General features: G+C 46.4%; 2 protein-coding genes. Both read right to left on the bottom strand.

Annotated features, from left to right (window positions below; translation table 11 throughout):
* Window positions 1–2: 2 nt before the first annotated feature.
* Complete coding sequence (locus AC5FX4_RS02740; RefSeq protein ID WP_493604987.1) at window positions 3–5,132, bottom strand: amino acid adenylation domain-containing protein; 5,130 nt, start codon at window positions 5,130–5,132, stop codon at window positions 3–5.
* Between the two features lie 15 nt (window positions 5,133–5,147).
* A complete protein-coding gene (locus AC5FX4_RS02735; RefSeq protein ID WP_493604986.1) occupies window positions 5,148–14,021 on the bottom strand; it encodes a type I polyketide synthase in 8,874 nt (2,957 codons plus the stop codon).
* Window positions 14,022–14,034 lie beyond the last annotated feature (13 nt).

The raw sequence follows: 14,034 nt of genomic DNA, 5'->3' as shown, positions 1-14,034 counted from the left end.
GATCACCACTCCATTTCTTCAACTAGTTCGCTGTTTTCTTCAAGCGTCGACAGACTGTTTAGTGATAATTCAGTACTGATTAAACGCGCCATCGAACTCAAGTCGCCGTTTTGCAGCAGTTCATTGAGCTGTAATTCGCAACCAAAGGTGCTTTGGATCTGTGTTAATAAACGCGTCATCAATAATGAGTGACCGCCTAAATCAAAGAAGTTGCTGACAGGAGAAATCGTCGCAGAGTCAATTTCAAGCAGCTTTGCCCAAATTTCTGCAACTGACTGTTCCATTTCATCTTTTTCAATGTCACTGTCATTAATGCTGGTCAGAGGTAATGCTTCAGGCAAGGCTTTGCTATCAATTTTGCCATTCAAAGTCAGCGGCCACTGCTGTATCTCGGCCCACAGCGTCGGCACCATATATTCAGGTAACTTCGCTGCAAGTAGCGCTTTGATGGTTGCCAGTTGTGCACCTGCTTTTTGCTGTACAAACGCCTGTAGTTGATTGCCATCACCGCGTTTAGCAACCTTGATCAAGGCCGATTCAACGCCCTCAATCTGTTGTAGGCTTTTCTGGATCTCTTGTGGTTCAACACGATATCCGCGCACTTTCACCTGATCATCGCTGCGGCCAACAAAAACCAGCTCCGCCGCTTCATTAAGATAAGCAAGATCGCCCGTTTTAAATGCACGGTAGCGCACGCCATCTACATCAATGTGTACAAAGGCGTTAGTGGTTAAATCGTCTCTTTGCCAATATCCCAGTGCAACCGCAGGGCCATAAATATAGATCTCACCCGTCACTTGGCTAGGCACTGGGTTAGCAAAAGCATCCAGTACCGCAAGACCTGTATTCTTTAATGGCTTACCCAGTGGAATGACTTGTCCGTTACTTTGTAACTGCGACACTTCTTTAGCACTGGCGATCACGGTCGCTTCTGTTGGGCCATAGGTATTAAATAGTTCGATGTCACTGGCCATTGTCTGCTGCCAACGGGCGACATGCTGCTCCGACATTTTTTCACCACCGGTGATCAATAAACGTAACTGAGATGCTGGTTGCTGCTGCAACTGATCAACAACTAAGTGCCAAAATGCCGTGGGTAAAGAGGCAATTGTGATGTGATTGTCTGCGATAAACTGCCAAAACGCCGTGCCAGCATCCATCACTTCTTCATTTCTAAATACGAGGCAAGCGCCCTGACTCAGTGCACAGCAAAACTCTTCCACAAAAATATCAAAACCGTATGTAGAAAATTGCAAGATACGGTCAACCGGCGATACGCGATATAACGCCTGTGCCGAGTCCAAATACGCAGCAATGTTACCGTGACTCACCATGACAGCTTTAGGTTTACCAGTTGATCCCGAGGTATACATCAGATAGGCCAAATCTTGTGCTGTCAGAGTTTGCTTAACAGGGGTGCTTGGCATGGCGGTTAATGCATCCGCAACCGTGTCGATAGCCAGGTTATTACTGTGCCATGCTTGTGCACTGGCAAGATGTGCAGACTGCGTTAATAACAATTGTAGCTGTGCATCCTCAGCAATCATCGTATTACGCTCTTCTGGCGCTTGTGGGTCAATCGGCACGTATGCCGCCCCTGCTTTCATCACGGCAAGTATGGCCACGGCCATATCTAACGAACGACTGAACAATAAGCCCACGCGATCACCCACTTGTACGTTGCACTGTGCAACTAAGTAATGGGCAAGTTGGTTTGCACGCTGTTCAAGTGCCAAGTAACTTAACTGCTCTGAGTCATTGATCACCGCGATGCTGTCACCGAATGTGCGCGCCGTACGCTCAAATAACGTTAAGAAAGAAGTATGATTCGACTCGTTAACACCTTGTCCTTGCAATTGTGTAACCATCGCTTTATCGGTCACACTAAGTGCAGAGGTCGGCTGCTGAATATCTTCCACCATAGATTGCAGGGCTAACAATAAGTACTGTTGGATTTGCTGTGCAAACAGGTGACTATATTGCTGCGGGTTGAAGCTCACACCCAGTTCACAAATATTTTGCTCTAAACTTTTTACGATAAAGCCCACAGATAATGGAAAATCATCGATTTCTTGCGCACTTCTGTCGCGCGTGCCTTTAAGGTCTAGCTCCTCAGCTTCATCAACAATATTGAAGTTGTTGAACGTGAAGCTGGTATCAAAAATGGTTTGGTTGTCTCTGCCTTGCATCATTTCTGATAGTGGGTAGTGACGTTGCTGCCAAACACGCATTTCTTCGTTATAAACCGCTTTAATAAGCGCTTGCCAACTAACTTGCTCCACCTGCATGCGCATCGGTAGCGTGGTCACGTATAGTCCCAATAAATAACGGCTGTCGATGTTGTCTGGACGGCCATGGCTGGTTAAACCAAACGTAATGTCCTGCTCACTGGCAAACGTACTCAATGTTTTACTATAAGCCGCTAAAAATAAAGACTTCAACGGTACGTTCAGGGTTTTTGCTAGCGCTTTAAGCTGTGCAAATAGCGTACTCGACACCCTGGTTTTCAAAGGACCCGTGTACTCGTTTTGTGCAGCTCGAGTAGGTAGCTGCGTCAGCTTACTGTCAGCAAGATATTCATCCCAAAATTGCTTACTCTGAGGGTCGTTTAGCGCCTTTTGCTCCATGTGAATAAACTGACGGTAATAACCTTCAGGGACCTCAATGTTATTCTCCTTGCCCGCCAAAATGGCCGTATATTCATTGGTAATTTGGGTCATAAAGCTGGCCACAGACCAACCATCTAATATGGCGTGGTGTTCAACCCAGATCAGCTCCCACTGATTTTGACTCAGTTGCAGAATTTCACATCTAAATAAAGGTGCCTCAGATAAATCAAAACGCTGCTGTTGCTGGTTTTGTAAAGCTTGAGCAATGCTTTGTTGCTGTGCTTGTGCATCCAAGTGACTAATATCATGTAATACAATTGGTACTTCAGCGTGCGCATAGACAAGCTGTAAAGGTTGCTCATATTGCTCTAAATCAAATGCCGTTCTGAGAATATCGTGACGCGCCATCACCCGCGCAAACGCTTCTTTCATCGCATCGAAGTCAATACTTCCTTCAAATGTTTGATTCAAGATATTGTGAAAAACACTGTTATCTACACTTGCCTGATTATGGTAAACCATACCTTGTTGCAAGCGTGACATTGGATAGGCGCTGACAACACCTTGCGGTAAACGGGCTTTATCTGCTGCAGAAATTAAATCAAATGGGCCTATATACTGTTGTGCTTCTTGGTTGTTTTCGGTGTTTGCTCGCGCGGCCAGCGCGGCTACCGTCGGTGCCTCAAAAATATCAGCCACTTCAAAATACAAACCATGCTCTGCGGCACTCGCAACGAGGTTAACGGTTTTAAGTGAATCACCACCGAGCGCAAAGAAGTTATCTTCAATACCCACTTGCTCTAACTTGAATAGCTTTTCTAACACAAGGCAAAGCTTGGCTTCCACTTCGTTAGTAGGCGCAATGTAATGTTGCTGCCAGTAATCATTTGGCTGTGGAGTGCTTAACTGAGTGTGGTCAATTTTACCGTTAATGTTGGTCGGCAAGGCATCACACCTGACCACGGCTGAAGGCACCATATATTCCGGTAATGTGTGGAGTAAATGCGCATGTAATAGATGCTTCCAATCAGCAGAGTGCGTCTCATTAAGTACCACATAACTGACCAACTGCTTCTCATCAGAATCACTTCTTAGCACGGTAGTGACGTCGCTGATATCTGCAAGATCGGCTATTTTGCTGCTAATTTCGCCTAATTCTATACGAAACCCTCTTAATTTAACCTGATTGTCAGCGCGGCCTAAATATTCCAATTCGCCATTCGGTAGCTGCCTAACCAAATCACCACTGCGATACAACTTGCCAGTGGGTACATTAAAGTTTGCTGTAATAAAGCGTTCATCAGTCAACTGTTCACGGTTCAAGTAACCTCGAGTTACCCCTGGACCGGCAACGTAAAGCTCCCCCACAGCGCCCACGGGCACTTTGCGCTGCTTATCGTCCAAAATGTAATGGCTTAAATCAGGTAACGGTTTGCCGATATTACTGATCTTGCCATCGACCTCTGCCTGAGTGATTTCCTTGTAGGTTACATGCACGGTAGTTTCCGTAATGCCATACATGTTGATTAACTTACAGCTTTCGCCATAACGATTTATCCATGCTTGTAAGCTCTTTGGCTCTAAGGCTTCACCACCAAAAATCACATAGCGAACACTATGTGCAGCTTGTTGGCTTAGCAGCACTTTTTGTACGTTTGCAAATGCAGTAGGCGTTTGGTTTAGCACCGTCACCTTGTTATCCACCAACAACTGCGCAAATGCCTCTGGAGAGCGACTGGTTAAATAAGGCACCACCACAAGCTCGCCTCCAAACAACAACGCACCCCAGATTTCCCACACTGAAAAGTCAAAGGCATACGAGTGGAATAAGGTCCAAACATCATCTTGAGTGAAATTAAATAATGGCTGAGACGTGCTCATCAACCGAGCAACGTTGCCATGCTCAACCATCACCCCTTTAGGTGTGCCTGTTGAGCCTGAGGTATAAATAATATAAGCCAGATCATTGGCTTTGGGCGTCACCGCAGGGTTGTCTTCACATAGGTCCTGCAAGTCATCATTCAGTTCTGGATTGTCGAGTACACATACTTGGCTACTCGCGCCACTGAATAAAGACTCATATTGCTGTTGAGTCAATACAAAGGGGGCTTGCGCATCATCAATAATGGTACTTAAACGCTCCTTCGGTGAGTGAGGGTCCAAAGGTAGATACGCTGCTCCCGATTTAAGCACCGCTAAAATGGCCACCAATAAATCACAACCCCTCTCCATACAAATGGCAACAGGTTGCTGTGGCTTAACGCCTTTATACAGCAAGTAATTGGCCAAACGGTTCGCTTGCACGTTGAGCTGTTGATAAGACAGACTTTGCTTGTCACAGCTCACAGCCGTACGCATTGCTGACTGCTGCGCTTGGTCATTAAACCAAGTAACCAGATCACTAAACTTGGCGTCTGTGTTTTGCTTGGCGCTCATCTTTGCCAGTAGTGCAGCGCGTTGCTCTGGTGTTAAGTTGGCTAATTTAGACTTAATATCTACCGTGTTGTTTGTTAAAGCATTCATGTTCAAAATTCCTAATTATTCAAATTCGTTTAAAAGCGATTGCAGTTGTGCGTCGGTTAAATCCGCAAACATTTGTTCTATTTCTTGTTCTGCTTGTGAGTCCTCGTTTAGCTCCAGCAAGTCGGCGCTTGCCAATGCTTGCTCCGTCGAGGCAACGAGGTTGTTTAAAATGCTCACTAAGGCTTGCGATAATTCAGCGATCCGTGACGCTGAAAACAAGCCGCTTTGATAAACGAAATGGAGTTTCAGTTGTGTTCCGGGCAGCACCATCAAGGTGATGTCAAAGTTGGTGCTTTCATCGGCATGGGTTTTCTCTACACGTAAAGAAGACTGCGCTTTACTCTTTCTCAACTCGTCTAGTGGGTAGTTTTCAACCACCACTAAGGTATTGAACATGGCGTCCGTACGAGTCAGAGGTGTCATTTTTTTCAGTGTTGGTAGGTCTAGAAAACCATAATGTTCACGCTGGGCGGCGCTGGTGTGTAGCGCCAATAACCAATCCGATACGCTCTGCTCACTTTGACAGTTAACAGTCACTGGAATGGTATTAATGAGTGGGCCGATGATTTGATCAGAGCCAGTTAAATCAGCGGGTCTACCAGAAATGGTAGTGCCGAATGCAACATGCGCTTGACCTGTATAACGGTGTAGTAAGTACGCCCATGCACCTTGCACTAAGGTTGATAACGTCACACCTAATTGCTTACAGCTTTGCTCTAAGGCGTTAAGTTGCGACTCATCCAGCACGCATTCAAACTTGTCAGCAGCACTTGGTAATTCGTGGTATAGATCTCCTGCCAATGTTGTAGGCTGTTCAACATGTTGTAATTGAGTTTGCCAAAATGCCGTCGCTTTTGTGCTTTCTTGGCGCATTAACCACTGTATATACGACTTAAACGTCGGTCGTGTTGCCAGATGGTTTTGATAATACGCCGACATCACATCCGACATGCACGATGGCAAACTCCAGCCATCAATAATGGCGTGATGCATGGTGATTAATACACGATAACGATCCGCCGAAAACTGCCAGACTTGTACTCTAGCCAACCCAGGTTGAGTTAACGTAAAGCCTTGCTGTTTGTCTGCGCATCTTAACTGTAAATAGGCATCTTCACTCGCTTGTGCGCTGAGTGAGCGTCCATCATGATAAGTAACAGGCAATGATACGCCAGCAAACACCGCTTGCACGTGGCCTTGCTCGGCAAGTTGGTAGAACGCGGTTCTAAACACGGCATTTTTCTGAGCCACTTGCTGCCAAGCAGACTCAAAACGTGCAAAGTCAAGTTCACCGACAAGATCCAACTCCAATTGATTGCAATAAGCAGTGTCTTGCGTGCCCGCCATTAATTGCGTATGCAGTAACATGCCTCGTTGACTGGGTGTACACGGATAAATATCTTCCAAATTACTGTGCAATTGGCTGATCTGCTCTAACTCTGATGCTGTTAAGTCAACTAATTCAAAGTCCTCAACGTCACGATGACTTTGTTTTTGTGCCATACAGTGCTGCGCAAACTCAGTGACGGCATCCTTGAAGTGTGCCCCCAACTGTTCAATGGATTGTTGATCAAACACTTGCGTACCGTAGCGTAGTGTGAATTTCAAACACCCACCACTGATCATGCCATCCAAACACAGTAGTGCATCTCGGTTTCGAGCCGGCGAAATCATGTCACCGACCTTTTCAGTTGCCACAGTAAATGCACTCTGTTCATTCACACTTTGATCAAACTGACCTAAGTAATTGAATACGAGGGATTCATGTGTATTTGGTAATAACGCCTGTGGTAATGACGGGTTCACATATTGTAATAAGCTAAAATGAGCGCCCTTCGCCGGTACCGCTCGACATTGCTTTTTAATCGACAGCAAGTGCGTGCGAATATCGCTACTGTGTGTCAGATGTAAAGGATACATCGCGGTAAACCAGCCAACCGTATCACTGACATCCGCATCATCTAGCGCAATATCACGGCCATGATTTTCAAGAATAATGCGTGTTGCGGACATACCCTGCCAACGATACATTGCTTCGCTGAGTGCACTCAATAGTAGTTCCTCAATCCCCATACCATAGCTGCTTTGACCTTGAGTTAGTAAGGCATTGGTGATGACTTGATCAAATGGCAAACTCACAACCTGCTCATCTGCAACAAGATCTTGTGCAACTACGGCATGCTCAATTTTGCTGTAAGGTTTGCTCAGCTCTGTTTGCCAATAAGCAAGCTCTTCTGAGAGCGCCTCTGAGTTAGCAAGCGACTGTAAGCCATTTGCCCAAGTTTGCAGTGAGGTTGTTTTTGCCGCGAGTTGAATTTGACCGTTCGAACCATACTGTTCATAGGCTTTCATTAAATCAGCAAGTAAAATGCGCCATGACACCCCATCGACCACAAGGTGGTTCGCCACCAACAACAAGCGACAACTGCCGTCTTCTAACCCCATATACACGGCTTTGAACAGTGGCCCATGGAGACTGAGAGAAGCTTGTGCCTGTGATGCAAGCGCTTCAACCCGTGTTTGTGCAAGGTCACAGTGATATTCGACCATATCATCTAGCACATCCGTCATCGGTAAATAGTGTGCACTGTAGGCATCTCCCTGCTGCTCAAAACTCAGACGAAGGGCATCGTGACGCGCAACCAGTGCCGTAATAATGTCCTTGATCTCATCTTTTGATAGGTATGTTTGTCCTTTGAGCATCAACGCCTGATTAAAGTGATGCACATCCACCGCATCCGGCTGTAATAGCCAGTGTTGAGCTGGCATAAGTACTTGCTCACCTTCAATCGACTTTTGTTCGCTTAACTGAGTTTTATTACTTAACAAGCCAGCCAGCTCAGCAATCGTTGGCGCGGCGTAAAATTTAGGCACTTCAAATGTCCAACCTAAACTGCCAAGCTGTGCTTTGAGCTTTAAGATAAGGATGGAGTCGCCACCCAGTTTGAAAAAGCTATCGTGAATACTGATTTCTTCAAGATTCAGCAGTTGAGACCAGATCCCATGTAATAAACATTCAAGCTCTGTGCTGGCTTTATCCTGTTCATTAACCTGTTTGTTAAAGTCCGGCTCTGGCAGTTGCTTTAAGTCAATTTTACCCACTGGCGTTAACGGGAAATATTCAACAAACACCCAATGTTGAGGGACCATATAATCCGGTAATTGGCGGCCACAAACTTGCTCAAGATCACGCTCTGTTAAGCGCTCTGAACCATGGACATAAGCAATTAAACGATCTTGTTTAACCTGCACGACAACCTGCTCAACGCCCTCAATGGCCGTGATAACAGACTCTATTTCAGACTGTTCAATACGATAGCCGCGTAACTTAATTTGCTGATCAATTCGGCCAATAAATTCCAATTGGCCCGCTTGGTTCCAATAAACCAGATCGCCGGTTCTATAAACACGCTGCGCTTGTTCGCCAAAGGCATAACAAGGGGTAAACTTCTGCTCCGTTAAATCCGCTCTTTGCCAATATCCTTGTGCCAGTGAAGGGCCTAAAATACAAAGCTCTCCAACACACCCTTTTGGTACTAATACCCCCGCATCATTGAGTACAGCCACGCCAACATGTTTCCAAGGCGTACCGATGGGTGTACTTAACCCTTGGTCGGTGGCTGAACAGCTAAAGTAAGTCGATGAGATAGTCGCTTCTGTCGGACCATATTCGTTATGTAAATTGGCATGATTCGCCCAAGCACTACCAAAGTGTTGATGACGCAGTTCCTGAGTTAACGCCTCGCCACCCAAAATAATGAGTTTTAATGGTGATACCTGCTCAGATTGCGCGCCAAAATCGAGTAATGCCCGATAAATAGACGGTACAGTGATCACAGACTCAATGTCGTTTGCATTAATTGTATTCACCAAAGCTTCTGGGTCTTTGACATCCCCGTCGGATGCAATCACCAGCTTGCCACCTGTCATCAGTGGCCAAAGCACACTTAAAATAGAGGCATCGAAAGAAATCGAGTTGAGCAACAGTACGCTGTTGAGCGCACCCAGCTCGGCAATACGTGCTTCCATAGCCGTCAGTATGGCACCGTGACTCACCGCGACCCCTTTTGGCAAACCGGATGTACCCGATGTATAAATCACATACGCGATATCTTGTGGTTGCGCAGCGCATTGGTAGGTGGTGTCAGCAGCCGTCAGATCAAGCTGTGCAAAATCCAACTGGGCAATCTCACCCTGATACTCAACCAAGCGGCTGTCACTAATTACGGCGCTCGCTTGGCTATCACTGAGCATATGCTCGACACGATTCTGTGGGTAGCTTGGGTCGACCGGCACGTACGCCGCGCCCGTTTTTTGAATGCCGAGCATCGCGATAATCATGTCTTTGCCGCGAGGTAACATAATCGCGACATTATCACCTCGAGTCACCCCCAGAGCCTGTAGCAAGTTTGCAACGGCGTCCGTCTCTTGCTTTAACTGTGCATAGCTGAGTCGCTCACCTTCAAACATCACAGCCGTTGCTTCTGGCGTCTTTTGAGCTTGCTCATCAATTCGTTGATGCACACAAGTCAATTCATTGGGTAGCGCTTCACATTGCGAGTGCGGTAGCATCCACTGGTATTCTTCTGGTGTCACCATCGTTAGTTGATTGATGTTATCCAGCTCACCTTTTACCTCACATAACCCAGCAATCGCCAATTCAAAGTGCTGCGCCATCTTCACGATAGTCTCGGTATCAAATAAGTCCGTATTGAAGTACCAATCAGCCAATAAGCCATCTTCCACTTCTGCTGTTAATAGGGAAAGATCACATTTTGCAGATACTTTTTGCTCAACTTTTTCAAACTCAAGTTCGCCTAGAGACAGCGTAGTTCGCTCATAGTTTTGTAGTGCAAACAAAATTTGGAACAGCGGTGAATGACTGCTGCCAACCTGTGGACATACGCGTTCAACAACCATGTCAAATGGCACGTGTGGATGTGCAAACGCGTCCAACGCCACCTCTTTTGTTCTACCCAATAACTCTCTAAAACTTGGGTTACCACTTAGGTCATTGCGCAGCACCAAAGTATTCACAAAAAAGCCAAGTAGTGGTTCTAAGCGCTTGTCGTTTCGACCTGCGATAGGGGTACCAATCATGACGTCTTGTTGACCACTCCAGCGACCTACAACAAGCGATAAGATTGTCTCTAGCACCATGAATAACGTCACACCTTCTTGGCGTGCTATGTCTTTTAATACATTAACTTGCGCTTGGTTTATCTTGCGTTGAAACTTCTCACCATTGAATGTTTGACGTACAGGTCGAGGTCTGTCGAGCGGTAAGTTATGCACCACAGGTGCCCCCGTTAAGCGCGACTCCCAGTGTGATAGCTCGGCTTCCAATTGTTCACCTTGCAACCAGTTACGCTGCCAGTAGGCATAGTCAATGTAGTGCAGATCTAACTGCGGTAAGCTGACGGGTTGTTCATTCACAAAGCCTAAATACAACGCTTGGAAATCACGAACCAAAATCATCTCCGACCAACCATCAGACACAATATGGTGAACATTAAATGCCAACATGTGCGACTGTGCTTTAAGGCGTAACACCGACAAACGGATCATAGGGTCATTGGCCAAATCAAACGGCTTCATCGCATCCGAGTCAGCAATATCTTTGATTGCTTGCGCTTGGCATGACGCGTCTAACTCACTCAAGTCGACAAAGTTAATATTCACCTCTGCCGCTGGGTTCACTTTCAAAAATGCGTCACCATCCACGTCTACAAAGTTGGTGCGCAGCGCCTCATGACGCGCCACTAAGCCATTAATCGCTTTATTCAAGGCGTTCATATCGAGTGCGCCATGCAAAATGAAAGACGCAGGCATGTTGTATTGACTACTGCCACCTTCGAGTTGATCGATGAGCCATAAACGACGTTGCTGAAAACTGGCTGGTACCAACTGATCGCGGTCAATAACTTGAATACGGTGCGCACTGTTTGCGGCGCCACTTTGTGCTTGTGCTTTTGTCACTAAGCCGGCGATGGTCGGCGTTTCAAATACATCTGCAATTTGTAAGTCAGCGTCAAAACGCTCACTGACAAAGTTGAGCACACGAGTAGCCAGTAACGAGTGACCACCCAGTTCGAAGAAGTTATCATCCACTCCGACTTCTGAAAGCGTAAAAATACCCTTCCAAAAATCAGCCATTTCACGCTCTTGCTCATTTCTAGGCGCAACCATCGCGCTACTTAAATTAGGTCTAGCATGCTCGATGCTCTTTTTAGCCGTCGTCTTTTGTGCCACCTCAGTGGTTGAAACATGGCCCATGACTTGCGCATATTTGGTCGGCTGGAACTGATAACTGGGCACCGATACCATTCTTGGCTGGCGGTGCTGATTGTATTTCGCCCAATCTAAATTGACGCCTGAGCAATATAAGCGCGACAGCACCTGATGCAGCACTAAGTCATCGTCCACGCTTTCTTTAGGATGGCGTATGGTATTCATCACCAACGCATCGCTGGCTTTTTCATGTGTACGCACAAAGGTGCTCAAGGCGTTACCCGGCCCAACTTCTAAAAAGTGGCTAACGCCCGCATCGAACATATTACTCACCGCAGTCGAGAAGTTGACCGCGCCGCGTAAGTGCGTTACCCAATATTCGTGATCGGTCGCTTCGGCGTCTTTAATCAGCTCACCACTTAGGTTTGAAAAGAAGGGGATCTGTGGCGCATGCAAAGTAATTTGTGCAACTTGCGCTCTGAATAAAGGTAAAACATCATTCATCAAATAAGAGTGATAGGCTTTTGCGGTATGCAAACGCGTGCACTTAATCTGCCTTTGTTCACATGCCTGCTGGGCATCAGCAATAGCTTGCTCGCTACCAGCAAGGACATACAGTGACGAACTATTGCTCGCAGCCAGTTCAAGCTCTGAATGAAGTAATGGTTTTATTTGTTCAAACTCACAAGCGACGCTCAACATGGCGCCAGCGGGCGCTTGTGCCATCAATTGGCCTCGTGCAACCACCAGTGATAAGGCGTCTTCCAGAGTAAATACCCCCGCCAAACAGGCAGCAACATATTCGCCCAGGCTGTGACCCACTAAAAAGTCCGGTTGCACACCTAAGTCCATCAAGTATTTTGCCAATGAGTATTCCACGATGAATAGCAAAGGCTGTGCATTATCGGTGCTGGTGAGTAATACGCTGTCTGTCGGATCTTGACTAAATAGGAGCGTTTTCCAGTAAGTTGCTTGCGTTTGTGTGAGTAACGCAAAACAACTATCCACATTGTCTTTAAAAGCCTGTTCATACTGATACAGGTCGGCCGCCATATTCAGGTACTGACCACCCTGACCTGGGAACATAAAGGCCAGTTTATTAACCTGTTGTCCATCACCTTTAAAGCTCCAACCGGCTTGTGGCTGGATGAGCTGATCCAAACTCTGTGCGATTAAAGTACGTCGATAGGCAAATTGGCTATCTCGTACCTGCACGCTGTAAGCTAAGTCAGCTAGCTTGTCGGACTCTGGCTGCCAGCGAGCAAATGCCTCACAGTTGGCTTGCGCCGAAAACTCTGACTTGGCAGAGATAGGGAACATTTCATAGCGACGCGCATCATAATCAAAGTCACGCTGTTCAATATACTCTTCTAGAATAACGTGCGCGTTAGTCCCGCCAATACCAAATGAACTCACCGCACCACGAAGTGGTCTCTGTGCATTTTCTAACACGCATAATTGATCATTAACGGCGAACTTACTGCCAGAGAAGTCTATGTTTTCGTTTAATTTACTAAAGTGTAGCGAAGGCGGGAGTGCTTTATGGTGTAAAGACAACACGGCTTTAATAAAACCAATGACGCCTGCCGCTGCATCTAAATGCCCCACATTCGATTTAACTGAACCAATCAAACAGCGATCGCCTTCATTACCATATGCCTGCTGCAGCGCTTGCACTTCAATTGGATCACCAATTTTTGTCGCTGTACCATGGCACTCGATGAAGTCGATTTCATCGGCTTCTACTTCTGCATTATCCGTCGCTAAGTTAATAACTTGCTTTTGTCCTTTTACAGACGGCGCGGTATAACCCGGTTTGGCAGAGCCATCATTATTGATGGCAGAGCCTTTGAGTACACCATAGATATGATTACCATCGGCTATCGCATCTTCAAGGCGCTTCAGCGCCACTAATCCAACCCCGTTACCAGGCACAGTACCATTGGCCTGTGCATCAAAAGCGCGGCAGTGACCGTCATCTGATTGGATCATGCCTTTGTGATAGCTATACCCTTTTGTGAGTGGGCTAACACATACCCCACCCGCCAAGGCCACATCACAATCGCCACTTAACAGCCCTTGAGCCGCCAAATGAATGGCGACCAAGGAAGTTGAGCAGGTACTGTCGATGGTCAACGAAGGTCCGTTGAAGTTTAAGTTGTATGCAACACGCGTGTTGAAGAACTCTCTTTGATACAGCATCTTCAGGTCATAAACCTCACCAACACCATCACCAACGTGGTTAGACACCTGGCGTAACCAATTGATATTTTGTGCTGAACCACAATACATACCAATCGCTTGATCGGTATTTTGTGGGTTGCAACCAGCATCTTGCAGTGCTTGGAAGCTGCATTCGTGGAGCAGCCTTAGCTGCGGGTCCATAAACTCAGCCTCACGTGGCACATAGTTAAAGAACTCCGCATCAAACTGGAATGGTTCATCAAGAAACGCCCCAGCTTTCACATAGTTTTCTTGTTGTAATAAGCTTTCACTTACCCCGTAATCACGTAGCTGCTCTTCTGTGAAGAATTTGATTAACTCATTACCTTCACTTAGGTTTTTCCAGAATGTCGGTGCATCTACACACGACGGTAAGCGAAGAGAAAGCCCCACTACCGCGATTTCTAATCCGTTTTCAATGATATTTTTAGACATGGTCATTCCTCTG

The sequence above is a fragment of the Pseudoalteromonas sp. ATL1 genome, assembly GCF_058933015.1.
This window is presented reverse-complemented; position numbering and strand designations above follow the sequence as displayed.